The organism is Kitasatospora sp. HPM-01-4 (assembly GCF_051374625.1).
Classification (GTDB): domain Bacteria; phylum Actinomycetota; class Actinomycetes; order Streptomycetales; family Streptomycetaceae; genus Kitasatospora.
Genome location: NZ_JBPQGP010000005.1, coordinates 9,096,516 through 9,120,084, shown reverse-complemented (window position 1 = coordinate 9,120,084; position 23,569 = coordinate 9,096,516). Strand labels below are relative to the sequence as shown.

Here is a 23,569-nt window from a genome sequence, read left to right as displayed (position 1 = left end):
AGTGACGCCTCAACCAGCTGCCCGGGTTCGACATAATTCGGCAGCCTGGAGTGGCGAATCCGGGGTCTGACCTGGGCGGACGTGCTTGTGACCGCCTGGAGGGCGTTTCTCTAGGCGGTCGCGTTTCTGCTGGTCAGCGGGTTGCGGGCTGAAGCGCGACGACCTGCTTGGGGACGGGGATCTGCAGCTTCGCGAGCAGGTCCCGCTGAGGCTTCGTCAGGGCGGTGACCTGCTGGAACGTTCCGGTGGGGCCGGTGAAGGTGCCCAGGTGGAGGCGGTCGAGCTCGCGTCGGATGTGCGGCCAGGTGTCGCCGGTGGTGGTCTCGGTGATCCTGATCAGCAGGAGAGCGAGCCAGCACAGGACGACGTGGGCTCGGATGCGTTCTTCGAGTCGGTGGTAGACGGGCCGCAGGTCGATGATCTGCTTCATGTCGCGCCAGCCGCGCTCGACTTCCAGCAGTTGCTTGTAGCCGAGCGCGATGTCCTCGGCGCTCAGGTGAGGGTCCGAGCAGCGCAGGAGGTACTTCCCGTCGAGGTTCTCCTCAGCCTTGATCTTCGCCTGGTCGATGCGGAGCTTGCCGGCCGGGGTGGCGCGAAGGTAGCGGTTCAGGCCGGGCTTGTCGGCGATCCTGCCGCGCAGTTCGCCCCGCTTGAAGTCGCTGAGCTTGTCGGTGTCGGCGATCAAGTCGGCAAGTTGGGCGACGAGTTGTTCGCGCATGTGCCGGTCACGCTCGGCCGCTTCAGGGTTGTGGCAGATCACGAACCGGTCGGTGTCGGATATCCGCACTTCCTTGACGCGCATGTTCTCGCCGACGTCCTGGTAGCGGCCCTGCCGGGACAGGGCGGCCTGCACCTCGGGGCTCCCGGAGCGGAGCTTCTCGCCGATGATGTAGGCGTGGTCGCCCTTGCGCAGGTAGCGGCGGTTCTCGGCGGAGGAGAATCCGCGGTCGGCCACCCACACGATCTTGGAGAGGGTCCAGTCCCGCATCTCGTCCTTGACCTGCCGGATCAGGGTCTGGTCGGAGGCGTTGCCCGGCCAGCACCAGCAGCGCACCGGGATGCCGTCGCGGGTGACGGCCATGCCGATGACGATCTGCGGCAGGTCGTCGCGGGAGTCCTTCGACTTGCCGTAGGTCCGGAACCCGACCGGCTTCGCGTCGCCGCCTGCCTGGCCGTCGCCCTCCAGCCTGCGGCCGGCGTTGTCGCGGGCGACCGGCTCGTCGGGCTCCTCCAGCTCGAAGTAGGTGCTGGTGGTGTCGAAGAACAGCAGGTCCACCTCCAGGTTCAGCAGGTTCGCGACCTCGTCGAACACCTGCTTCTCCAGGTCGTCCTTGACCTCGTGCAGCCAGTCCATCGCCCGGTAGCAGGTCTGTTCGCCGGCATCGGCCAGGCCGTCGATGTGCACGTCGTTCGTGATCCAGTCCGCGGCTGCGAGCTTCGAGGACGGGGCCAGCGCGCGGTTGGCGACAAGGGCGAACAGCACCCGCTCGGTCGCGGCCATGTCCCGGCGGCGACCCCGCTTGGGCTGCCCGACTCGGCCCACGATTTGATCGATCCGCAGTCGGCGCCAGAGGTGGTCGAGTACGTAGGCGCCGCCGAACGGCACCGAGGAGACGAACTCCAGGTCGGAGGCGGCGGTCGCGGCCAGGGTGTCCCCCGGCTCCAGCAGCCTCGATAGAGACGCGACCAGGCGCTTGACCGCGTCGCGGTCCAGGTCGTCCTCGCGGCCGAAGGTGAACAGCACCTTCGGCACCGCCCGCCCCTTCACCGGGTCCCACTCGTTGTGGGCTAGGTGCAGGTACCGGACCGTCCCGGACTTGTTCTCCCGCTTCGTCGTCTTCACGTACACGACTCCAGACGATAGGCCGAAGCAGCAGGCCAGCGCAGGAGAATCAGAAAAGTCGCGTCTCTAGGCATTCTCGGGCGCCAGCACCCACCGCAGCCCGATGACCTGCACGTTCAACCCCGGAGACCCTCTAGAACCCGCGAATTACGTCGAACCCGGGAGCTGGGGAGCGAACAGCACACCTGGCCGTTTTCAACCGTCCTCATCATGGGATCACCGCGTCGGGATACACCACGACCAGGCGGTGCTCTGCGTAGGTGGTGCGCAGCCCGGCGTCGCAGAGGTGGCATTCGGGGATCAGATTCTGCACCAGGCGGGCGGGGACGGAGCGGCCGTCACGGCTGCAGGCGTTGACGGTGAGGATGCCGCTGGGCAGCGGGGCCTGGTCGGTTGGCTGCCAGCGGACCGCGACGCCGAGGCCACGCGGTCCGAGCTCCAGTACCGCGCCGGGGCGGCCGTCCCCGGCCTGGACCACGTCGATGCGGACAGCCGTGAGAGCGGCGACCGTCGCATCCCACAGCGCCCGGCCGCCCTCGGCCGCAACCACGGCGGCGGGGTCGGGCGCGGGCACGGGTTCGGGGCGACCAGTGGAGTGGTGCTGGTCGTACATCCGGCGACCCTACAGGGCACCGGGTGATCGGGGTCAAAGCCGTAGCGGGCGGCGAAGCGCGGCCATCGCCCCACGCACCAACGGAGGGGAACGGGCGACCCAGGTCCCGATCGGCAGGCGCGGGCCGGCTGCTGCACAAGGCGAACTCCAACCCCCCGGGCGCAGCGGCGGAGTCCGGGACGGGGCGGGTGCCGTCAGTCATCGCGTGCCTTCCGGGACGTCGGGAGAGGGTACGAACGGCCGTCCCTGCCAGGGAGAGCCGGGACGGCGGGGGTGCGAGTGGCAGGGCGGGCGCAGATACGGCACCGCAGCCAGCCATCGACCTGGGAATACGAGGTCTCGGGGCGCACGCCGCACTGCTCGCAGGTCCGGGTGCCGGTGGTGCGGCGGGCGGCGGCCGCGGCGAGCTGCGCGGCGGTGGCCGAGGTGGGGACGGACTCGTGGATGTCGAACAGGGCGAAGGTGTCCTTGCGGTGGGCCTTCTCGGCTTGCGCCTGGCGTGGCGCGGGTAGCGAGTGCCGCCTGGGTCGGCTTCTTGGAGCAGTCATCAGTTCAGCGGTGTGGATGTCATTCTGAGGCCGGATCGGACCGAATACGGTCGGTCGCCGAGCTCACCGTGCGACGCACGCACGCCTGTACCGCCCCCCATGTCCGGCCGATGGCGACGGTTGCACAACACACTCAAGCGAACTACTAAGTTCCTTAGTTATAACTGGAGGCCACCCGCCGGCGCCCCTCGCCCTGGGCTGGACTTCCAGGCTTTTTGCACTCACCCCGGTGGCGGCCCCTCGCTGTACGGGAGATCAGACCCGCGAACGAGGAGTGACGCCCTGATGGGAACGCGCCGACGCCCGAAGCCCGCCGGCAGGGCGAAGATGACCGTGCTGGCCGCCACCGCCGGAGCCGCCTCCCTCTTCCCCGCCATCGCCCACGCCGAACCCGGTCAGAGCATCGACCAGGTCAAGGCCCAAGTGGACAAGCTCAACGAGGACGCCGAGTCCGCGACCGAGCAGTACGACAAAGCGCAGGACGAGCAGCGGCGACTCCAGGCCGACGCATCCACGCTCCAGGACCGGCTCGCCGCCCAGCAGGAGAAGATCAACAAGATCCAGGGCATCCTCGGAGCGGTCGCCTCGCAGGAGTACCGCGACGGCGGGATCGACCCGTCGCTCCAGCTCATCCTCAGCAACTCTCCCGAGCAGTACCTCCAGAGGGCCTCTCAGCAAAACCAAGCGAGCGGCCGGCTGGCCAACGCGCTCCGCGAAGCCCAGCTGCTGCAGCGCACCATGAACCAGGAACGCGCCGAGACCGCCGGGAAGCTCGCCGAACTCGACCAGACCCGAACCGCCATGGCGGCGAAGAAGACCGAGGTCCAGGCCAAGCTCGCCCAGGCCCAGTCCATCCTCAACGGCCTGAAGGCCGCCGACCGGGCCAAGGTCCTCGCCGACAGCGACGGCAACGGCCAAGCCGCCTCCCGCAGTTCCAATCGTCCCTCCACCTACAACGGCCCAGCGTCCGGCCGTGTGAAGGCCGTGCTCGACTTCGCCTACGCCCAGCTCGGCAAGCCCTACCAGTGGGGCGCGACCGGCCCCGGCTCCTTCGACTGCTCCGGTCTCACCCAGGCGGCCTGGCGCGCCGGCGGTATCTCGCTCCCGCGCGTCTCCCAGGACCAGTGGAACGCCGGCAATCACGTCGCCAAGTCCGACCTGCAGCCCGGCGATCTCGTCTTCTACTTCTCCGACCTGCACCACGTCGGCATCTACATCGGCAACGGTCAGATCCTGCATGCGCCGCGCACCGGTGAGGACGTCCGGATCGTCGGCCTCGACGTCATGCCGTACATGGGCGCGGTGCGCCCCTGAACCGCCCTCACCGATCATGCCCAAGACGCTCGCCACCGCAACCGTCGACCGGCGCCCGCACCACTCGCACACCGTGCTGACCAAGGTCGGCGCTCTCCCGGCCCGCCTCGGGACCCACCGACCGTTCACCGACCTGATCAGCGACATGGAGGCGGCCCTCGACCTTCAGCGGCACCGGCCCGGCACCCTGCCCCGCCACACCACCTACCTCCACCAGCGCACCGCCGGACGCATCGGCAGCCTCGCCCGCCTCATCCGCGAAGCCGCCCTCACCGCCATCCTCGACGGCACCGAACGCATCACCCGCGCTTCTCCCGACACCGTACGCCTGGACCACCTCGCCGAAGCCCACCACAAAGCCCACACCCACAGCCCCGCGTTCCGCGTAATTCAGCGGGCTGGAGGATCAAATCTGGGCTCTGACCTGCGCGGACATGGGTGTGGCCACCTGGAGGGCGTTTCTCTAGGCGGTGGTGTTTCGGCTGGTCAGCGGGGTGCGGGCTGGAGGTCGAGTACCTGCTTGGGGTGGGGATGCGGAGCTTGGCGAGCAGGTCTCGCTGAGGCTTGGTCAGGCCGGTGACCTGCTGGAACGTGCCGGTGGGGCCGGTGAACGAGGCGCTGGAGCTCGCGGCGGGCCTCGGACCAGGTCGCCCCGGTCTGGGTCTCGACGATGCGGATGAGAAGGAGGGCGAGCCAGCACAGGACGACGTGGGCCCGGATGCGCTCAGTTTCGGCCCGCGATCCCGGCTTCAACGCCCTGACCCGCGGCTTCATTCCGTCAGATCCTCTAGAGCCCGCGAATTACGCGGAACGCGGGTCCCGGCCGGCGCCGCCAGCCTGGCCGCCCTCGAAGAGCACGGGCCCAGCGCCGACATCTGGTCCCCCTGACGACGCCCCACCCCGTGCCTGGCACCAGCTACAAGGCTCCGGGACAACCCGCTGACCAGCAACGACACCGATACCTTGATGGTCTGCCCTGGAGTCCGGGGCAGGCCTTCAAGGAATCCGCGCGTCGGCCGGGATGAGGACGCTCAAGTACGCAACCAGCTGTCGCGGAAGGTCCCCACTGCTTCAGGGTCGTTGGGAGCCTTGTTGGCGATCAGCGCGGAGAAGGCTGCCTTCTCGACGGCCCTGATCCACAGTTCGCCGGCGTACGTGGCGCGGTCGACGTCGGACAGGCGTTTGCCGACGACTTCCGCGACTGCCTCGCGTTGTTCAGCGTCCAGCATCCGAAAGGCATCAAGGATAGTTCCGGCAAGCGCGGTCTCGGTGGGGTACGCGAAGGTCAGCTGGATCCAGCCCGCGATGTTCGCGGTCACCATGTAGAGGCTGTCACTGGCGGTTTGGACGTCGAACCAGAAGTTCGGGTCCTCCTCGTCGTCGGGAGTGGGCAGCGCGGCGAAGAGCGCCAGCAGGCTCTGGTTTGCGGCGGTGACGGTGGGCTGGGCGGCGGTGATCGCCGACAGCCGCAGAGCGTGGTCGACTGTGAGCTTCGACAGCTCCAGGTCGGGCGGGCAGTTGAGGTTCTGCTGGTCGGCCGACATGGTCGCCAGCAGCGCCGCTGCCGCAGACACTGCCCACTCGACTCCACCCTCAAAGCCGTGTCTTGGTCCCCTGCCGAAACCGAGCGGGGCCCCGCGTCCCGAGTACGACCAGGTCGGTTTCGATCACGATCACAACCTGCTGCTCCGGGCAGCCGGACCGCCCCGGTCCAGCGGATCCGCCGGTCACTGGCACGCTCCTGCCCGAGGGAGACATGAGGTGTGTCAGTGACTCGGGTTACGGTGCCAAGCATGACCGATTGGATCAAGTGCGGCGTGATCGCGTGGCTGGGCGAAGACCGCTACGGGGGCGACGAATCCGTCCTGGTGTACTTCAGGGGAACCAGCCTGGCCTCCATGACAGAAGCGCTAGTCGCATTGCACCGGCCGCCGCTTGCCTATGGCAATGATGCGGCGCCCGGCGACTGGGGCGTGATCGTGCACAACCTGGTCAATCCGTCGCGCGACGACTACGGCGACATCGACTACCGAGAGCTGTGCCCCCCGGGTGCCGAGCTGGTGGTGTTCGTCCCCAACCCGTGCATCGCCAAGGCCCACGGGCCCAAGGCCTACCACTACAAGGACGGCCGGACCTCATCCTGCATCGACTACGAAGGACCCGAGTACGTCGGGGAACACTGGCCCAACGAGCTGGCCCCCCTCATCACAGCGGCCGGACTGGACCACGAGGACAGGAACTTCGAGAACCAGCTCACCAAGCTGATCTGCGACCACCTGGGGCTGCCCCCGCTGGACCGCGGCAGTCTGACGGTGGACCATGACCTGATGGCCTCCCACCTCTAACTGAACCGCCCCGGGTTCGGTGGAGACTCGATTTCGTGTGAAGAAGAGGCCCGCCGCAGGCGCAGCGAACCCTCAACGCCACCGCCCCACCCAACCAGCCAGGCACTGGTCCCCCGACGGCAGGTCGAGGACGACAGCCACCGGCCAGACAGCGGGTGAGCCGCGGCGCTTCCCCGGGCGTCGGGGAGCCGCGCGTGCGACAACAGGCCGGGCGACGCTGCTGCCGGCGCTCAGGCCTCGACAACCCCGTAGATACGCGAACGCAGCTGTTCCTCAGCCCAGTCGGCGTCCACGCGCAAGTCGAACCAGAGCCGGTCGCGCCGTTCTTCGGGCCGGTCCAGCCCGACCGCGGCCCAGCTGAACACGCCCCAGAGCACCTCCCGGCGCTGCCCGGGCGCGCTGACCGACAGCGCGAACGGCACCGCAAGGCCTGCCCGAGTGACGGTGATGCGCTGTTCGTCTTCCGGGTGCGGGCGGCCGCCGGTGAGAAACCGCGGGACGTCCGTCACCTTGAGCCACGCCACCGTGGCCCCGGGCGCCTGCTCGCCGAGGATCCCGGCGATCGACTCCCGGACGGCCAGCGCCGGGTCCTCGCCCAGCCAGCCCAGCCAGTGATCGGGGGAGGTGAGCCGGGAGAAGTCGTCCTGCGGTGGCCCGAACCGTGGATTGTCCTGGAACTCACCGGTCAGCACCCCGTCCTGACCGACCTTCCAACCGCGGCGGACCGCCTCCGGCGGCACGTAGCCCCGGGGGTCGTCGACGTACTCGGTGGCGATCTCGTACACCCAACCGCCAGGGTATGCTGCCGCCTCTGCCACCAATCCCGGCGGCGGAGTCGGTTGGACCTCACGACCGCGCGACGAAAAAATCCCCACCGATGCCTCCCCCTTGCCTACAAAGCCCGAGCGACCGGCCGGGCAGAACCGATTCTGCCCCACTCCCCCGGCCTACGGTTCTGACCGGCATAAACTCTGACGCGCTGTTGCGGTCTGCGTGAGAATGACATGGTATGACATGGTCCTTCGTCACTCACGTCAGCGATAGGCGAGCACTACCCGTCAGCAAAGCTCGCAAGGTAGCTGAGCCCATCCCACTGACATACAGCTGACGATGCCAACCTGACGCTCCCACGCAGACCATCGCCCAGGAGATCGCCAGGCCGACCCCGCCCGCGGCGTCGGGCGCAGTGCCGTCAGGGAGGGCCCGAGCGGCCCAGGAGCGCGTCGAACCCCGCTGGCACCCGCCCGCCACCAGCCACACCACCCAAAAAGGGGGACAGAGGGGTTACCGGGATTCCCGTCAACCCACAATTTGTCCTCTGACCTGCGGAAACCTTCAAACCCACAGTGAAGTCACTGGCCGGGGAGATGTTCAGGGAAAAGTCGGGGAAACGAACCCTCCCCCAAAAGCCCTGACGGGGCGCCAGCGGGCCGAAACCACCGCCGGGGCCGTGCCCGGACCGGCGTAGCCCTGGCAGGGCTCCGCAGGGGGCCTGCCAGGCAGCACAGCTACTCGGCGGCGCGGCAGTGGTGGCTGGAACCCGACGGCCGCGCCTGGCGCGCGGCCGCCGGGATGCCCCGCACGCGCTTCATGCCGATAGCCGCCGGCGGCCACACATACTCACCCGCAGGCCTGATCACTCGAACGAAAAGGTGTCGAATCACCATATTTCTTTCCATTCCGCTTACGGTGACGCGCGGTGGCCTGTGCTCTTTGAGGTCCTGTCCAGCCGCTGCGGGCCGGTGCGGCGTCAGAGCACGCGGCTGGGGGCACGGGTGGTGGCCGCGGTTGCGGGGCCGGCCCTGGTGGTCGCGTCCGTCGTCACGGCACGATCCGTCCCGGTCCCAGGGCCCGCGTCGCCACCCTTCCGGTTCTTCGAGCGAGAGGTATGGCGATGCTGGCTTTCAGGAAGCGACGGCTGTGGGGACCGGCTCGGCACGATACGGGCCTGGGCCGGGCCCCGCGGTGGAAAACGTGGCTGCGTGCCTTGGTGGCGGGACCGGTTGTGCTGGGGATCGTGGCCCTGCCCGTGACGGCGGCCGTCCCGGCTCAGGCCGCGACGTCGGGGACCTTCGCGTACGTCACCAACGCCAGTAGCAACACGGTGTCGGTGATCAACGCGACCACCAACACCGTCACCGCCACCATCCCCGTCGGCTCAGGGCCGCTCGGGGTGGCGGTCAGCCCGGACGGCACCACCGCCTACGTCACCAACGGCAACGTGAACACCGTGTCGGTGATCAGCACCGCCACCAACACCGTCACCACCACCATCCCCGTCGGCGCCAACCCCAACGGGGTGGCGTTCAGCCCGGACGGCACCACCGCCTACGTCACCAACGACGGCCCGCACAACGTGTCGGTGATCAACACCGCCACCAACTCCGTCACCGCCACCATCCCCGTCGGCAACGGGCCGATCGGGGTGGCCTTCACTCCGGATGGCACCACCGCCTACGTCGCCAACTTCATTGACAACACGGTGTCGGTGATCAACACGGCCACCAGGACCGTGACCACCACCATCCCCGTGGGCACCGGGCCGATCGGGGTGACGGTCAGCCCCGACGGCACCACCGCCTACACCGCCAACCAGAACTCCAACAACGTGTCGGTGATCAACACGGCCACCAACACCGTCACCGCCACCGTCCCCGTGGGCACCCGCCCGCAGACGGTGGCGGTCAGCCCGGACGGCACCACCGCCTACGTCACCAACCTGCTCTCGAACACCGTGTCGGTGATCAACACCGCCACCAACACCGTCACCGCCACCATCCCCGTCGGCGCCAACCCCAACGGGGTGGCGTTCAGCCCGGGGGGCACCCGCGTCTACGTCGCCAATGAGGGCTCGAGCAGCGTGTCGGTGATCAATGCCTCCACCGACACCGTCATCACCACCGTCCCCGCCGGCACCAACCCCTTCGGAGTGGCCACGGCCAGAGTCCCGGTCGTGGCCACCGCTACCTGCCCCACCGGCAGCGTGATCACCGGCGGCGGATACCAGCAGAGCGGCGGCGCCGTCCCACCCGTCGAAACCACCAGCCGACCCGTCGGCAACACCTGGCAGATCCTCGCCGACAACCCGAGCACCAACTACACCAACATCACTCCCTACGCCGTCTGCGCCCCCTGACCCACCGCGCCCCCGCGGCCGCCGTAGCGGCTGCGGGGGCGCAGGGGCACAACCGCGGCGACCGGGCAGGACTCCGCGATCGCCAGTCGCAGCCACACATCACGCCCGAGTGGGCGTTTAGGGATGGTTTGCGATACTAAGTCGCCTCGATAGCCAGCATCTTCGGGGCGATTCGCACCTTACGTTCGTCTTCGCGACGTTCGCCTTCGTGGCCGGCGCCCGGGCCGCCGGGGACGAGTGCGCGCCGCTGGACTTTCCTGCCGGAGGTCTACCACCGCTATGGGCGAGGGCCGGGGCGGCGGCCTGCTCGCCCGAGAGGTCCAGGTGGACGTCGCGGGCTCGGATCGCATCCGAGTCGCGGATCGTGAAGGTCGTGGCACGGCTCATCGTGCTCAGCGCGCCCCGGCGGCGTGCGGGTAGGTGTCGGCGGAGGCCTGCGGACATCCGGGCGGCGGTCGGGTCGTCGAACGGGAAGTACGCGCGTACTCCTCGAACTTCGAGGTCAGCACGGCCAAGCCGTAGTTGTGACGGGGGCGCCTCGCCCCTGGTCAGACACTCGGCACCGCGACCGGCCTGGCCAGCACCTGGTCCAGGGCGTCGGCGAGGAACCGCTCCGGATCCGGGACCGGCGCCGTGACCCGCATCGCGACGATCGCGTCCGGTCGCACGAGCAGGGCCCCGTCGTCGGAGAGCCACGGTGCGAAGACCCGGTGCGCCGGCAGACCGACGCCCGCCGCGGCGGCGAGCCACCGGTCGCCCGCGGCGCCCACCAGCAGGGTCCACCGGGACGCGACCAGGTCGAGCGTGGAGACCCCGTCGACCCACGCGTGGGGCACCCGTGAACCCGGCGACCCGTCCAGCGCCACCGCCAGGTCGAGCGTGGACGGGAGTTCCGGCCGCGGATCGACGACGGCGGCCGAGTCGTACCGCTGGCCGAGGTGCACGACCGGCGCCGCCCACACCCCCGCCGCACCCCTGGCGGCGTCGGCCTCGGGTCCACGCCCCCAGTGCAGCGCCGGGTCGGCGAACCTGCGCATCGCCTGGTCCAGTGTCGCCGTGGCGACCGGCTCGCGCTCCTGCGCGTAGGTGTCGAGCAGGCCGGCGCCTGCCTCGCCGTGGTGGACGGCGGCCAGCTTCCACGCCAGGTTGTGGGCGTCGGCGACACCGGTGTTGAGACCGAACGCACCCAGGGGTGCCACGGTGTGCGCGGCGTCGCCGACCAGGAAAACGCGGCCGACGGCGAAGCGGTCGGCCAGGGCGCTCCGGGGCCGCCACGGCAGCACGCTGCGCACCTCGACGTCGAGGTCGGGATCGCCGACCGCCGAGCGGACGACCGCGACGCAGCGCTCGTGCGTGAAGTCCTCGGGGTGCTCGCCCCCGTCCACGTCGCAGGTCATGTGGAAGACCCAGGTGGTCGCTCCGTCCACGGTCACCAGCAGACCGGGTGCCTCCGGCGTGGTGATCGTGCAGGTGCCGAAGGACATCCCCCGCAGGTGGGGCCGGAGGTCGGCGCGGAACAGGATGTTGATCTTCGACTTGCCCAGGTCGCCCGCCCCGGAGGTGCCGACGCCGAGCGCGGTCCGCACGGCGCTGTGTGTGCCGTCCGCGGCCACCACGCGCGCGCAGCGCAGCGAGTAGCGACCGTCGGGCCCCTCCAGCTCGACGTCGACCCCGTCGGCGTCCTGCGCGATGCCGACCAGGCGGGTCGACCAGCGCACATCCGCTCCGCGGCGCGCCAGGTCGGCCGCCACCACGGCGTCAAGGCGGTCCTGTGCGCAGACGCCACGCAGCCTGAACGGTGTCGTGTCCAGCTCGGTGGCGGACCGGATCGGCATGGGCACGGTCACGACATCGCCCGCGCCCATCTCGACGACGGTCCGCGCCACCGCCTTGGCCGTGGCACCGCGCAGGTCGACAGCGACAGCGTCGACGGCGGCGTCCAGCCCGAGTTCACGCAGGATCTCGACCGTCCGGGGCCCGATGCCGGTGGCGCGCGGGTGGACCGACGGCCCCGAGCGGCGTTCGACGAGCACCGCGGGGACGCCGTGGTGGGCGAGCAACGCCGCGGTGAGCAGCCCTACGCTGCCGCCCCCGACCACGAGGACCGGCGCTTCCGGATACACTGTTTCCGTCATGGCTACACCGTAGCCAGAAGCTAGAATGCCGGTCAACGAGAAAGGGAAGCACCCGATGACCGAACCCGCTCCCTGGTCGGTGTGGACCAGGCCTCGCCCCGAACCGGCCCGACGCGCCCCGGGGGTGGACCAGTACGTGGCCGCCGCGCTGGCCGTCGCCGACGCGGAGGGCCTGGCCGCGGTCTCGATGCGCCGGGTCGCGAGCGACCTCGGCTCCGGGACGGCCACCCTCTACCGCTACATCACCAACCGCGACGAGTTGGTGGACCTGATGGTCGACGCGGCCCAGGGCGAGGAGCCGCTCCCCGACCCCACCCCGGACTGGCGCACCGACCTCGCCGCGGTCGCGCACGCCCAGCGCGCGACCCTGCTGCGCCACCCGTGGCTGGCGGCCGAACTGGCGGGCAGGCCCTCGCTCGGCCCCAACACGTTGCGCCGGGCCGAATCCGCCCTGCGCGCCGCTGTCGCGCTCACGCCCGACATCACCCTGGCCTCGCAGGCGCTCAGCGCCGTGCACGCGTACGTGCTGGGCTCGGTGGCCACCCAGCAGGCCGCTCGGCGCGCCGAGCAACGCACCGGCCTGAGTGAGGAGCAGTGGCAGCGCAGCCTCGGCCCCTACATCAGCGCCGTCCTCGCGGCGGGCGAGCACCCGATGCTCGCCCGCCGCGTCCATGAGGCCGAAGAACCCGACCCCGACGCGGAGTTCGCGTTCGGCCTGGAGTGCGTACTCGACGGCCTCGCGGCCCGATTGGGTCGCTGACCGCTCAGTACGGCTACCGGTGCCCAGCTTCCGACCGCTGCACCCTCGTCTACGAAGAGCCGGAAATCCGGCTCCCGCCCAATTCCTCCCATCGCTCATGTCGCCGAATATCCGGAACGGGGTTCATGGCGAACTCCGGCGGGCGCCGTCGGCGTCGACCGGTGACTGTCCGGAAGTCGGATGGCCCGCTGCCACAGCGGCAGCGGGCCCGTCCGGTCCGGTGCGCACGTCGCGGCGGACACGGAGCCGCCTCTCAGCGGACGTCGAAGTCGTTCTCGTCCCATTCGAAGTCGTCCGATCCGAAGCCTCCGTACGTGCCGCCGTTGAAGTAGTCGGCGAGCGCCGGGCCGATGACGGCCCGCACCTCGTCCTCGTCTTCGGCCAGCGCCAAGGCGGCGGCCTGCTCGCCGGTCAGAGTGACGTGGACGTCGCGCGAGCGGACGGCGTCCGAGCCGCGGATGTTGAAGGTGGTGGCACGGCCGACGCGGGCGGTGTGGCCGGAGAAGGTGCCGAGCTGCGCCAGTTGCTTGGCCTTGCGCTCGCGGCTGCGCTCGGTGGTCTGCACGCGGACCGCGTCGGTGGCCAGCCAGTCGGCCGAGGTGGTCGGGCGCGGGAGCGGTGGCCGGCCTTGCCTGGCACGGGTGGCGTTCTCCTTCTCCCACCGCCTCTCGGCGGCGCGCGAGAGCTCCGGGGGCTTGGCGGGTGCCGTCGATTCAGCGCTCGACCGTCCTCCGGCTCACGCCGTAGGCCGCGGCCATGGCCTTGGTGGAGCCGCCGAACATCTTGTCCTTCACCTGCCCGGCCTGCGTCGTCGACTACACCGGTGCCTTCCGCGATGGGAACAGCGCCTCGCGGACCCTGCCGAACATGCCCCTGCCCGCCATCAAAGCTCACCGTCTTCCTCGGCGTCGTCGTCGACCTGCTCGACGGGGCTGCCGTCGGTGCCGAACTGGTGGACCAGCCGGGACGGGTGCTCCCCGCGCTCCATCGCCGCCACCGCCTCGGCCAGGGGGACGAGGACTCGTGCTTGCGGCTGCCCGGGGCGATGCCCATGCGCAGCGCTCCGGGGACGGGGGTGCCGTCGCCCTTGAGCGGCAGGAGCCAGCCCGGCGAGGACCAGGGCGGTGAAGCAGTCCTCGATGAGGCCGTCGGTGTAGCCGCCGTCGGCCCAGATGAGATCCAGCAGGTGGTGCGCGTCGGCTACTTGGGCGAGCAGTGCCTTCGCAGCGGTGCGGTCGCCGATGTCCGCGGGAGTGACCGTCACTGCCAGCAGCAGGCCGAGCGTGTCGACGACGACGTGTCGTTTGCGTCCGTTGATCAGCTTGCCGCCGTCGAAGCCGCGGCTGTCGGCGCCGACGACGGCGTCCGCCTTGACCGACTGCGAGTCGATCACGCCCGCGCTCGGCTCGGCGTCCCGGCCTGCCCGGGAGCGGACCCACGAGCGCAGTCGGTCGTGGAACTCCTTGACCAGGCCCAGGTCGCGCCAGCGGCGGAAGAACGCGTATACGTGGTCCCACGGCGGGAAGTCCGCGGGCATCGCCCGCCACTTGATTCCGTTGTCGACCAGGTAGTGGATCGCGTCCAGCATGGTCCGGTGGCAGTACGCCTCCGGTTGCCCGCCCCTGCCCTCCAACCAGCCCGGCGTGGGCAGCGTGACGCGGGCCTGGGCCCACTCGGCATCGGTCGTGTCCGACGGATATCGTCGAACACGCTCACCATGGTCGGCCGCGTTCCCGTACGTGTGAGCGAGGCAATCACACGACGACGCACGGGAGTTGGACGCAACAGGCACGAGCGCGACAGACTGGGACAACAGGGCCTCCCTGTTGCTCGGCAGGACTTGGGCTTGATTCGCTTTGACGGACACCCCTGATCAGGGGCTTCGGTCCCGGGGGCCGAGCAGGTTGTGTCGGCGATCGCCTCGTAAGAACTGCCGAAGCGCAGCAATTGCAGCATCTTGTCGACGATGATCCGGTCGCTGATGCGTCGGCGGTGGCAGCCAAGTGAATGGTCCGGGTGGAATTCCGGCCGCTCGGGCAGCAGGACCGCGAATTGGTCCCAGAGCGGCTCGGTCAGCCATGGTGGAAGCGCAGGCACAGGTCTCCTCGTGTCGGCGTACACGTGAACGTCCCCAGCCACGTACGGATGAACGTGGCCGCTTCTTGATGCGTCGTGGGCTGTTGCCCGACACTCTGCTGCTTGGTCGGTGAGGAGAGTGCGGAGGGCGGCTGACGGTGGTTCTGGATCCGCATCGCTGGTTGGAACTGAGGCGTTTCCGTGGCCTGTTCGATTCCGGGTCGATGAGTCTGTCGGAGATCGCCAGGGAGACGGGGCTGGACCGGAAGACGGTCCGTAAGTACCTCTCGGCCCCGGGCCCGGCCACCCCACCACGCCGGTCGTCGAACGGACGCTCGCGGGCAAGGGTCATCGACGAGTTCGCGCCGCTGGTCGACTCGATGCTCCGGGCGGAGGTCCTGATGAAGGCCGCCGTGATCCACGAGCGCCTGGCCACCGAGTACGGGTTCACCGGGAACTACCAGCGCGTCAAGCTCTACCTCCAGGAGGCCCGCCCGCGGATCGCCGAAGAACTCGGCATCACACCGAAGGAGCTGGCGGGGATGCACCGCCGGTTCGAGGTGATCCCGGGCGCCCAGGCCCAAGTGGACTGGGGGGACGAGGGCAAGATCCTCGCCCACATGGGCATCGACAAGGTCTACTCCTTCCACATGACGCTGTCGTACTCGCGCGACCCGTTCTGCTGCTTCACCACCAGCCAGGACCTGCAGACGTTCTTCGACTGCCACCGCAGGGCGTTCGCGCACTTCGGCGGGGCACCGATGACGATCGTCTACGACCGCACCAAGACCGTCGTCCGCCGCCACGTCGCCCCGGGCGAGGCGGTCCCGCTGCACCCGGAGGCGGTCGGCTTCGCCGGCCACTACGACTTCGACCCCGACGTCCTGGCCGCCTACCGCCCCACCGGCAAAGGCCGGGTCGAACGCCAGGTCCTGATCGTCCGCGACCACGTCCTGTCCGGCCGGGCCTTCTCCTCCATCGAGGAGATGGACTCCGCGTTCGCCGCCTGGGTGCCCATCCGGCGCGCTCAGATCCACAAGACACACCGCGAAGTCATCGGCGAGCGGGCGGCCCGCGACCACGCGGCCCTCAAACCGCTGCCACCCACCCCGTATCTGGTGGCCGAGCGGCACCTGCGGCCCGTCGGCAAGGACTGCCTGGTCGCCTTCGGCGGCAACCTCTACTCGGTGCCGGCCCGCAAGGTGCGACCGCGCCAGCTGGTCGAGATCCGGGCCACGAAGTCGCAAATCATGCTGCACTCCACCGTCCCCGGCACCGACGGCGAGACACTGCTGGCCATGCACGCCAGGGCGGTCGGCCGGGGTGCCCGCGTCGTCCAGGAGACGCACTGGGACGGCCTGCCCACCGGCAAGGGACGCCGGACCACCACGGGTGATGTCCCCTCCCAGCCCCGCCACGAGCGGCCTCTCGGCCGGGAAGCCGGACCCCTGCAATCCCTGCTGAACCGGGCCGCGATCACCCGCATCGAAGTCGGCCGCCGTCCGCTGTCGGTCTACGACGAGCTGACCGGTACCCGCCCCTTCACCACCAACCGACCGACGAAGGAACCCTCTTGAGCCAGCTGACCGGCAACCGCATCCGGACCACGGCCGCCAAGCTCGGCCTGCCCCACCTGGCGGAGACCATCAACGAGTTCACCCGGCGGGCGGACGAGGCGAAGATGGGCTACCTCGACTTCCTCGACCTGGTCCTGTCCGAGGAACTCGCCGTCCGCGACGACCGGCGCTTCCGCCAGGGCCTGCGGCTGTCGAAGCTGCCCCACCACAAGACAATCGACGAGTACGACTTCTCCTTCCAGCCCGACCTCGACCCGCGCAAGGTCAAGGACCTCGCCACCCTCTCTTTCGTCGAGGCCAAGGCCAACGCCGCCCTCCTCGGGCCGCCCGGGGTGGGAAAGACACACATCGCCGTCGGGCTCGCGGTCGCGGCCTGCCGAGCTGGTTACTCCATCTACTTCACCAGCCTCGACGACATGGTCCGCAACCTCAAGGCCGCCGAGACAGCCGGTCGCCTGGCCAACAAACTCGGCACCTACCTGCGGCCCGGCGTCCTGGTGGTCGATGAGGTCGGCTACCAGCCCCTGGAGCGAGCCGAGGCGAACCTGGTCTTCCAGGTGATCTCCAAGCGCTACGAGAAGGGCTCGATCATCCTGACCTCGAACAAGACCTTCAGCGAGTGGGGACAAGTCTTCGGCGACGAGGTCCTCGCCACCGCCATCCTCGACCGGCTCCTCCACCACTGCGACGTGATCTCCATCAACGGCCCCAGTTACCGCCTGAAGAACCGCCTCAAGGCCATCGAGCGAGACGCGGAAGTGGCCTGACATCCAGCCTCGTTGGACGTCGACTGTCCGCCGAGCTTGACCGGTGTCAGTGTGCGTCAGGAGTAGAAGCCTCGGCCGTACTCTTCGCGGTTCAGCTGGAAGTCGTCCGGTCGATCACGGCGGAGCTCCTCGTAGCGCGCGACGAAGGCGTCCAACGCCTCGTGCAACGTGCAGTCCGACACCTCCCGGATTGCCTTGATCGCGAAGACGATCCGGTGATCCAGGATGTCGCGGTCTACGCTCTCCGGCAGCTGTCCCATGGGGTCGACAGCGTAGCGGAGGCCCCGCGTGCACTGGGCCTGAGCGGTTGGGACCTCCTGGCAAGCAGCCAAGATCTGGCGCCAGAGACCGCCTGATAGCTGGGGACGTTTAGGCGTACGCAGTTGGGGAGTCAAGGCCGTACGCCGACACCTCGGTGATCACAGAGCGTCAGCAACTCCATGGTCAAAGGGACCTGTGCCCGCTTGGCTACCCACCTTCCCAACCGCGCCTATCCGCGCGGCCGGACAGCGTTGTCAACGCTTACGGGCTCGGCGAACCAGGGCGGTCGACCTGAGCACTCGACAACGCGCGTGCTGGCCATGGCTGGGGAACTCTTCCCACGGAGCCTCTGCGCACGGATGGCGAGAGCGTAGGCACTCAGATGCTGTTGGCGATGCGCTCGTGGTCGCGTTCGCCCTCGCGGGTCTGGATACCAGCGGCGAGCAGCCTGTGGGCGAGCTCGGTGACCTCATCGCCGAACGCCGCGAATAGGCCCTCGTTTTCAACGGCGTACGCCGCACGCGGAATCGGCGGCGCGACCGCGTCGACCGCAGCCTTCGTGATGGAGATCACCTCCGGCCGGAGGCCGGCGATCCGTCGGGCGAGGGCGTCGACGAAGGAATCGAGTTCTGCGGCGGGCAGGGCACGGTTGATCAGGCCGTACCGTTCCGCGAGCTCCGCGCCCACGAGTTCGGCGCCGAGGATGAGCTCCAGCGCGCGGGCCCTTCCTGCAAGGCGCGTCATGTTCACCGTGCCACCGCCTCCGGGGAGGATCCCCATCAAGGACTCCGGCTGCCCCTGCCCCGACTTGCCGATCGCCGCGAATCGCATGTCCAGGTACATGAAGAACTCGTTGCCCGCGCCGCGCGCGAAGCCCGCCAGCTTGCCGATGGTGACCTGCGGCAGCGAGCGGACCTCCTCGCTCATCGCCTGGAGGATGTTCAGGCCTTCCGGGACGGTCGAGCCCGGCGCGGCCGCGATCGCGGCGCGAGTGGCCGCAGGCAGCGCGTCAGGGTCGGTGAGGTAGGCCATGTCACCGTGCGCAACGAAGAACTCCGGGTCAGCACTCTCGAAGACGATGACGCGGACGTCGGCGTCGTCCCGCACACGCGCGACGAATGCCCGGAGTGACGGCAGGAGGACCGCGTCCATCAGATTGAGCGGCGGGTGATCGATTGTCACCGTCGCGACCCCGTCCGAGACGTCGATCGTCAGGGCGGGAAGGTCTTCGTAGCTCATGAGGTGGCTCCATATCGCGGTAAGAGACGGCCCGTGACCGGGCCGCCGGCTGGGGACAGCGTCGCGAATCTCAGCATCGCGACTGACACTGAGTATCAGGTTAGAAACCTGTATCCGAAGAAGCAAACGAGTGTGTCGGAGTACACTCGTCCCCATGAGCGCAGCGCCAGTCGGTACCCGTGAGATCAGCCGCCACGCGGTGCGAGCAGAGCTGGCCCGCGTCGCGTTCAACCGGTTCTGCCTCACCGGCTTCAACCAGGTCACCTTCGCCGACCTCTCCGAAGCCGCCGGAGTGTCGCGGAGCACCTTCCTGCGCTACTTCCGCACCAAGGAAGACGTGGTCCTGTTCGTCTTCGACCCTGTCGGTGACGTCATCACGGACGCGCTCGATGCCGAGCGGGCCAACCAGGACGACTGGAGCAGGCTGCGCAACGCCCTGGAGTCAGCCGTGAGGTTCCTTGTACGCGACGTCCAGGAACTCGTGACGATCCTCGGCCTCATCGAGCAGACCCCAGCCCTGTGCGCACGCCTCCGCGAGAAGCAGACTGAATGGCGACCAGAGATCGTCGCCCGACTGCAGAAGACAACCTCCTCGGCCGACGGGTCGTCGGTCGTCGCCAACGTTCGCGTAGCGGCGGCGCTCGAAATCTTGTGGATCGTCCTCGGGCAATGGAGTGCGAGCGACGGCCAAGAGGACCTCGGCAAACTGCTGGACGTTGCGTTCGCCGCCTTCTCGACCCCGGCACGCCAGCAGACGGACGCTCCGTTGTAAAGGGCCGAGGCGGCGGCTTCCTCGACGGTGCCGAAGCGGCCGAAGGGAGTGGTCGACCCGGCGGCGGCGATAGCGTCGTCGGAGTCCAGCCCCGGCCGCGAGCGCAGGAGTGGGGTGTCGATCCGGCCGAAGCGGACGGTGTCCACGCGCAGCCGTGCCGGGCCACCGAGGCCTCCACAGCACCTATCTGCTCTTAGAGGGTGTTCGATAGGGGATTCCCCCCAACTGTCCGGCTTTGGTTCTTGCGGCGCGGACTCGGTTCCAGGATCTCGTGGCGGCCGGGTCCGTGTCCGCGATATTGATCAACTGTGACGGAACGACGCCGGTATCCCTCGGACCTGAAGGACGATCAGTGGGAGCTCATCGAGCCCATGCTGCTGGAGTGGCGACGCACCCGCGCCGAAGGACGTGAGCCCACGACCGGGCTGCGCGAGGTGGTCAACGCGATCCTCTACGTCGCGCGGACCGGCATCGCATGGCGCTACCTTCCGCACGACTTCCCACCCCACACCACCGTCTACGGCTACTTCAAGGAATGGGAACGAGACGGCACCACCGAGCGGATCCACGACACACTCCGTGACCAGCTCCGGGCGAAGAAGGGCCGCCGCATCCTGCCCAGCGCCGCGATCATCGACGCCCAGTCCGTGAAAGCCTCACCGAACGCCCCGGCCGACAGCCAGGGCTACGACGGCGGCAAGCGGGTCAAGGGCCGCAAGCGCCACATAGCCACCGACACCCTCGGCCTGCTCCTGGTTTTGATCGTCACCGCCGCCGGCGTCCAGGACTCCGCCGGCGGCAAGCAGGTCCTGGACACCCTCGCCGCCCAGTGGCCCACCGTGACCAAAGCGTGGGTGGACGCCGGCTACAACAACGCCGTCGTCAAGCACGGCGCCGCACTCGACATCGACGTCGAGGTCGTGGCCCGGGACAAGGAGCAGAAAGGCTTCGTCGTCCAGCCGATCCGCTGGCGCGTGGAGCAGACCTTCGGGATCATGTCCCGGTACCGGCGGCTCCACCGTGACTACGAGGAACTGCCGGACCGGTCACGCTCGATGATCCAGTGGGCCATGGTGAACTCCATGACCGACCGCCTGACCGCCAGCCCGGACAGAACCGGGCAATACCTCCGTCCGAAACCGCCTGCGGCAGCCTAAATCGGTATCGAACACCCTCTTAGAGGCTGCGCAGATAGGCGGCTGGTCATGGGCGGCGTCGGGGGCGGGTGTCCCAGCGGTGGGTGGTCCAGGCTCGGCGGATCAGACTGCGGACGGTGATGACGGTGTCGGCGAGGTCGAAGAAGGCTTCGATGACGCTGGTGCGGCGCTCGTAGCAGCGGGCGAGGCGGTGGAAGGCGTTCTGCCAGGCGTGGGTGCGCTCGACATGCCATCGCCGGGTGGCCTGGACCGGCGCCTTGGTCCCCTTGCGCGCGATCTGACCGCACAGCTTCCGCTCGTCGAGCACGGCACGGGACTTGTCCGAGTCGTAGCCGGCGTCGAGGTGGACGGTGATCTCGTCGGGCAACGGCCCAAGTCCCTCCAGGAGATCGAGAGTTGGCGCCAGGAGCGGCGAGTCGTGGCGGTTGGCGCCGGCCAGGACGCGGCCGAGCGGGATGCCGTAGCCACCGGTCATCCCGGACCGTTTCATGCCCTGCTTGCCCCGGTCGACGGGTGAGCGTCCGGCCGCTTCGCCGCCGCCGGGGGCCTTGGTGATGGCGCCGTCCACGGCAATCTGGTCGAGGACGAGGCCGACGACGCGGTCATAGGCCTGGAGAGCGATCTGCTTCAGGCGGGCGAACAGGCCCAGGCCGATCCACTCGTCGCGGCGGCCTCGGATCGTGGCGGCCGAGCAGGTCGAGTCCGCTATCGCCTCGTAGGAGCAACCGAACCGCAGGACTTGGAGCAGCTTGTCGAAGACGATCCGGTCGCTGATCCGGCGTCGGTGGCAGCCCAGCGGGTGGGCTGGATCGAACTGTGGCCGCTGCGGCAGCAGGGCGGCGAATTGGTCCCAGAGCGGTTCGGTCAGCCAGAATGGCAGCACAGGCACAGGTCTCCCCAATGATCACAGAGCGTCGCAACTCCATGATCAAGGAACCTGTGCCTGTCTCGTCCGCCGACTGGTCCCACCAACCGCCTATCTGCGCAGCCTCTTAGAGGGTGTTCGATAGGGGATTCCCCCCAACTGTCCGGCTTTGGTTCTTGCGGCGCGGACTCGGTTCCAGGATCTCGTGGCGGCCGGGTCCGTGTCCGCGATATTGATCAACTGTGACGGAACGACGCCGGTATCCCTCGGACCTGAAGGACGATCAGTGGGAGCTCATCGAGCCCATGCTGCTGGAGTGGCGACGCACCCGCGCCGAAGGACGTGAGCCCACGACCGGGCTGCGCGAGGTGGTCAACGCGATCCTCTACGTCGCGCGGACCGGCATCGCATGGCGCTACCTTCCGCACGACTTCCCACCCCACACCACCGTCTACGGCTACTTCAAGGAATGGGAACGAGACGGCACCACCGAGCGGATCCACGACACACTCCGTGACCAGCTCCGGGCGAAGAAGGGCCGCCGCATCCTGCCCAGCGCCGCGATCATCGACGCCCAGTCCGTGAAAGCCTCACCGAACGCCCCGGCCGACAGCCAGGGCTACGACGGCGGCAAGCGGGTCAAGGGCCGCAAGCGCCACATAGCCACCGACACCCTCGGCCTGCTCCTGGTTTTGATCGTCACCGCCGCCGGCGTCCAGGACTCCGCCGGCGGCAAGCAGGTCCTGGACACCCTCGCCGCCCAGTGGCCCACCGTGACCAAAGCGTGGGTGGACGCCGGCTACAACAACGCCGTCGTCAAGCACGGCGCCGCACTCGACATCGACGTCGAGGTCGTGGCCCGGGACAAGGAGCAGAAAGGCTTCGTCGTCCAGCCGATCCGCTGGCGCGTGGAGCAGACCTTCGGGATCATGTCCCGGTACCGGCGGCTCCACCGTGACTACGAGGAACTGCCGGACCGGTCACGCTCGATGATCCAGTGGGCCATGGTGAACTCCATGACCGACCGCCTGACCGCCAGCCCGGACAGAACCGGGCAATACCTCCGTCCGAAACCGCCTGCGGCAGCCTAAATCGGTATCGAACACCCTCTTAGACCGACCGGCAATAGGTGCTGGCGAGGTGGCCCGGACGGCAGAACGGGCACGGGTCCACGCGATCATGGAGTTCTCTACGCTCAGTGATCACGAAGGACAGCCGTGCCCGCGCTGCCATCTTGCCTGCTCGAACCCCTCTGGGACCAATTCGCCGCACTCCTGCCCACACGACCGGAGTTCGCTGTGGGCCACCCACTCGGCTGCCACCGCCGCAGAGTCCCCGACCGGACCGTGTTCGAACACGTGGTACTCGCACTGGTCCACGGCTCGGGCTACGAGCGCCTCTCCAGCCCCGGATGCTCGGACCGCACCATCCGTCGAAGACTCAAGGAATGGGCGGAACAAGGCATTTCCGAGGCCGTCCACGCTCTCGCGCTCCAGGCGTACGACCGCATGATCGGCCTGGAACTGTCCGAGATATCCGTCGACGGCTGCATCACCAAGGCCCCGTGCGGCGGCGAGCGTGCGGGCCGGTCCCCGGTCGACCGCGGAAAGCAGGGCCTGAAACGCTCGATCGCCACCGAGGCCCACGGCGTCCCGCTCGGCCTGATCGCCGCGGGGGCCAACCGCCACGACTCGCCTCTTCTCGGACCAACCCTCGAGGCCGCCATCGGGCAGGTCGGGCCCCTTCCTCAGGACGTGAATGTCAACCTCGACCGGGGCTACGACAACAACAAGTCCCGAACTCTGCTTCGGGAGTTGGGCTTCACCGGTGAGATCGCCCGCAAGGGCGTACCCGCCCCGATCCAGGCCGGCAAGCGGTGGACCGTGGAACGAACGCACTCGTGGATGAACGGCTACGGCAAGCTGCGGCACTGTACCGAGAGGAACGGCGCGGTCGTCGAGTTCTATCTCCACCTGGCCGCCGCACTCGTCACACTCCGCATGCTGATCCGCCGCGCCACCACCCGCTACCGGTGGGGCGACCGTCCCACCACACGCCGCCTCAAGTGATCCATTTGCCGGTCGGTCTTAACAGCATCCAGTTGTGTGGGGGGCGGCCGGCCGTACGGTCGGCCGACCCCAGCTGCCGACTCCCTGACCGG

22 protein-coding genes and 1 pseudogene are annotated in these 23,569 nt (G+C 68.9%); 10 read left to right on the top strand and 13 right to left on the bottom strand.

Going from position 1 to position 23,569, the window contains the following annotated elements; genetic code table 11:
- Positions 1 to 133: 133 nt before the first annotated feature.
- The 3 genes from ACSMTC_RS39290 to ACSMTC_RS39280 form a co-directional block, all read right to left on the bottom strand.
- Positions 134 to 1,849 carry an IS1634 family transposase gene (locus ACSMTC_RS39290; RefSeq protein ID WP_436561280.1) on the bottom strand — a complete coding sequence of 572 codons (1,716 nt, stop codon included), beginning with the start codon at positions 1,847 to 1,849 and terminating at the stop codon, positions 134 to 136.
- A gap of 202 nt (positions 1,850 to 2,051) precedes the next feature.
- A complete protein-coding gene (locus ACSMTC_RS39285; protein WP_436564544.1) occupies positions 2,052 to 2,456 on the bottom strand; it encodes a hypothetical protein in 405 nt (134 codons plus the stop codon).
- A gap of 194 nt (positions 2,457 to 2,650) precedes the next feature.
- On the bottom strand, positions 2,651 to 3,004 hold the full coding sequence (locus ACSMTC_RS39280) for a hypothetical protein (RefSeq protein ID WP_436564543.1): 354 nt from the start codon (positions 3,002 to 3,004) through the stop codon (positions 2,651 to 2,653).
- Positions 3,005 to 3,289: 285 nt separating this feature from the next.
- On the opposite strand from ACSMTC_RS39280, the gene ACSMTC_RS39275 reads away from it, so the two are divergent.
- Complete coding sequence (locus ACSMTC_RS39275) at positions 3,290 to 4,318, top strand: C40 family peptidase (protein ID WP_436564542.1); 1,029 nt, start codon at positions 3,290 to 3,292, stop codon at positions 4,316 to 4,318.
- Positions 4,319 to 4,325: 7 nt separating this feature from the next.
- Here the strand turns inward: ACSMTC_RS39275 and ACSMTC_RS39270 are convergent, their stop codons facing one another.
- Both ACSMTC_RS39270 and ACSMTC_RS39265 read right to left on the bottom strand, forming a co-directional pair.
- Complete coding sequence (locus ACSMTC_RS39270) at positions 4,326 to 4,682, bottom strand: hypothetical protein (RefSeq protein WP_436564541.1); 357 nt, start codon at positions 4,680 to 4,682, stop codon at positions 4,326 to 4,328.
- Positions 4,683 to 5,349: 667 nt separating this feature from the next.
- Complete coding sequence (locus tag ACSMTC_RS39265; RefSeq protein WP_436564540.1) at positions 5,350 to 5,892, bottom strand: hypothetical protein; 543 nt, start codon at positions 5,890 to 5,892, stop codon at positions 5,350 to 5,352.
- 219 nt (positions 5,893 to 6,111) lie between these two features.
- Between ACSMTC_RS39265 and ACSMTC_RS39260 the strand changes: the two genes are divergently transcribed.
- Positions 6,112 to 6,663, top strand: a complete 552-nt coding sequence (locus tag ACSMTC_RS39260; RefSeq protein WP_436564539.1) for a hypothetical protein — start codon at positions 6,112 to 6,114, stop codon at positions 6,661 to 6,663.
- 230 nt (positions 6,664 to 6,893) lie between these two features.
- Here the strand turns inward: ACSMTC_RS39260 and ACSMTC_RS39255 are convergent, their stop codons facing one another.
- Positions 6,894 to 7,448 (bottom strand): hypothetical protein, encoded by a 555-nt coding sequence (locus tag ACSMTC_RS39255; RefSeq protein WP_436564538.1) that lies wholly within the window; start codon positions 7,446 to 7,448, stop codon positions 6,894 to 6,896.
- A 1,232-nt stretch (positions 7,449 to 8,680) separates the two neighbouring features.
- On the opposite strand from ACSMTC_RS39255, the gene ACSMTC_RS39250 reads away from it, so the two are divergent.
- The gene (locus tag ACSMTC_RS39250; RefSeq protein ID WP_436564537.1) at positions 8,681 to 9,799 is read left to right on the top strand and encodes a beta-propeller fold lactonase family protein; all 1,119 of its coding nucleotides are present in this window, start codon (positions 8,681 to 8,683) and stop codon (positions 9,797 to 9,799) included.
- Positions 9,800 to 10,347: 548 nt separating this feature from the next.
- Here ACSMTC_RS39250 and ACSMTC_RS39245 read toward each other — a convergent pair.
- Complete coding sequence (locus ACSMTC_RS39245) at positions 10,348 to 11,934, bottom strand: FAD-dependent monooxygenase (protein ID WP_436564536.1); 1,587 nt, start codon at positions 11,932 to 11,934, stop codon at positions 10,348 to 10,350.
- Positions 11,935 to 11,989: 55 nt separating this feature from the next.
- On the opposite strand from ACSMTC_RS39245, the gene ACSMTC_RS39240 reads away from it, so the two are divergent.
- Positions 11,990 to 12,694, top strand: coding sequence for a TetR/AcrR family transcriptional regulator C-terminal domain-containing protein (locus ACSMTC_RS39240; protein WP_436564535.1), 705 nt, complete (start codon positions 11,990 to 11,992; stop codon positions 12,692 to 12,694).
- 253 nt (positions 12,695 to 12,947) lie between these two features.
- Here ACSMTC_RS39240 and ACSMTC_RS39235 read toward each other — a convergent pair whose 3' ends face one another.
- The 3 genes and pseudogenes from ACSMTC_RS39235 to ACSMTC_RS39225 all read right to left on the bottom strand — a co-directional run.
- Entirely contained in the window at positions 12,948 to 13,259 is a 312-nt protein-coding gene (locus ACSMTC_RS39235) for a hypothetical protein (RefSeq protein ID WP_436564534.1), read from the bottom strand.
- Between the two features lie 318 nt (positions 13,260 to 13,577).
- Positions 13,578 to 14,486: an IS5 family transposase gene (locus ACSMTC_RS39230; RefSeq protein ID WP_436564924.1), complete on the bottom strand. Its 909-nt coding sequence runs from the start codon at positions 14,484 to 14,486 to the stop codon at positions 13,578 to 13,580.
- A 101-nt stretch (positions 14,487 to 14,587) separates the two neighbouring features.
- A pseudogene (locus ACSMTC_RS39225) lies at positions 14,588 to 14,791 on the bottom strand (IS5/IS1182 family transposase); the annotation flags it as partial.
- A gap of 203 nt (positions 14,792 to 14,994) precedes the next feature.
- Here ACSMTC_RS39225 and istA point away from each other — a divergent pair.
- Positions 14,995 to 16,347, top strand: coding sequence for an IS21 family transposase (gene istA / locus ACSMTC_RS39220; RefSeq protein ID WP_436557614.1), 1,353 nt, complete (start codon positions 14,995 to 14,997; stop codon positions 16,345 to 16,347).
- Entirely contained in the window at positions 16,344 to 17,114 is a 771-nt protein-coding gene (istB, locus tag ACSMTC_RS39215) for an IS21-like element helper ATPase IstB (RefSeq protein WP_436557615.1), read from the top strand. The genes istA and istB overlap by 4 nt, the downstream gene beginning before the upstream one ends.
- A 56-nt stretch (positions 17,115 to 17,170) precedes the next feature.
- On the opposite strand, the gene ACSMTC_RS39210 is transcribed toward istB, so the two are convergent.
- Together ACSMTC_RS39210 and ACSMTC_RS39205 are read right to left on the bottom strand one after the other, a co-directional pair.
- The gene (locus ACSMTC_RS39210; RefSeq protein ID WP_436557616.1) at positions 17,171 to 17,374 is read right to left on the bottom strand and encodes a hypothetical protein; all 204 of its coding nucleotides are present in this window, start codon (positions 17,372 to 17,374) and stop codon (positions 17,171 to 17,173) included.
- A 379-nt stretch (positions 17,375 to 17,753) separates the two neighbouring features.
- A complete protein-coding gene (locus ACSMTC_RS39205; RefSeq protein ID WP_436564533.1) occupies positions 17,754 to 18,614 on the bottom strand; it encodes an enoyl-CoA hydratase/isomerase family protein in 861 nt (286 codons plus the stop codon).
- A 154-nt stretch (positions 18,615 to 18,768) separates the two neighbouring features.
- On the opposite strand from ACSMTC_RS39205, the gene ACSMTC_RS39200 reads away from it, so the two are divergent.
- Positions 18,769 to 19,386 (top strand): TetR/AcrR family transcriptional regulator, encoded by a 618-nt coding sequence (locus ACSMTC_RS39200; RefSeq protein WP_436564532.1) that lies wholly within the window; start codon positions 18,769 to 18,771, stop codon positions 19,384 to 19,386.
- A gap of 308 nt (positions 19,387 to 19,694) precedes the next feature.
- Entirely contained in the window at positions 19,695 to 20,543 is an 849-nt protein-coding gene (locus tag ACSMTC_RS39195; RefSeq protein ID WP_436557617.1) for an IS5 family transposase, read from the top strand.
- Positions 20,544 to 20,589: 46 nt separating this feature from the next.
- Here ACSMTC_RS39195 and ACSMTC_RS39190 read toward each other — a convergent pair whose 3' ends face one another.
- The gene (locus ACSMTC_RS39190; RefSeq protein WP_436557618.1) at positions 20,590 to 21,432 is read right to left on the bottom strand and encodes an IS5 family transposase; all 843 of its coding nucleotides are present in this window, start codon (positions 21,430 to 21,432) and stop codon (positions 20,590 to 20,592) included.
- Positions 21,433 to 21,650: 218 nt separating this feature from the next.
- Here ACSMTC_RS39190 and ACSMTC_RS39185 point away from each other — a divergent pair, with 218 nt between their 5' ends.
- Together ACSMTC_RS39185 and ACSMTC_RS39180 are read left to right on the top strand one after the other, a co-directional pair.
- Positions 21,651 to 22,499: an IS5 family transposase gene (locus tag ACSMTC_RS39185; protein WP_436557617.1), complete on the top strand. Its 849-nt coding sequence runs from the start codon at positions 21,651 to 21,653 to the stop codon at positions 22,497 to 22,499.
- A gap of 126 nt (positions 22,500 to 22,625) precedes the next feature.
- The gene (locus tag ACSMTC_RS39180; protein ID WP_436564531.1) at positions 22,626 to 23,477 is read left to right on the top strand and encodes an IS5 family transposase; all 852 of its coding nucleotides are present in this window, start codon (positions 22,626 to 22,628) and stop codon (positions 23,475 to 23,477) included.
- Positions 23,478 to 23,569 lie beyond the last annotated feature (92 nt).

Bases quoted from the DNA above. Each gene is read 5' to 3' on its own strand.
- ACSMTC_RS39285 (WP_436564544.1), bottom strand. From the start codon at position 2,456: ATGTACGACCAGCACCACTCCACTGGTCGCCCCGAACCCGTGCCCGCG.
- ACSMTC_RS39280 (WP_436564543.1), bottom strand. From the start codon at position 3,004: ATGACTGCTCCAAGAAGCCGACCCAGGCGGCACTCGCTACCCGCGCCA.
- ACSMTC_RS39275 (WP_436564542.1), top strand. From the start codon at position 3,290: ATGGGAACGCGCCGACGCCCGAAGCCCGCCGGCAGGGCGAAGATGACC.
- ACSMTC_RS39260 (WP_436564539.1), top strand. From the start codon at position 6,112: ATGACCGATTGGATCAAGTGCGGCGTGATCGCGTGGCTGGGCGAAGAC.
- ACSMTC_RS39245 (WP_436564536.1), bottom strand. From the start codon at position 11,934: ATGACGGAAACAGTGTATCCGGAAGCGCCGGTCCTCGTGGTCGGGGGC.
- ACSMTC_RS39240 (WP_436564535.1), top strand. From the start codon at position 11,990: ATGACCGAACCCGCTCCCTGGTCGGTGTGGACCAGGCCTCGCCCCGAA.
- istA (WP_436557614.1), top strand. From the start codon at position 14,995: ATGAGTCTGTCGGAGATCGCCAGGGAGACGGGGCTGGACCGGAAGACG.
- ACSMTC_RS39210 (WP_436557616.1), bottom strand. From the start codon at position 17,374: ATGGGACAGCTGCCGGAGAGCGTAGACCGCGACATCCTGGATCACCGG.
- ACSMTC_RS39205 (WP_436564533.1), bottom strand. From the start codon at position 18,614: ATGAGCTACGAAGACCTTCCCGCCCTGACGATCGACGTCTCGGACGGG.
- ACSMTC_RS39200 (WP_436564532.1), top strand. From the start codon at position 18,769: ATGAGCGCAGCGCCAGTCGGTACCCGTGAGATCAGCCGCCACGCGGTG.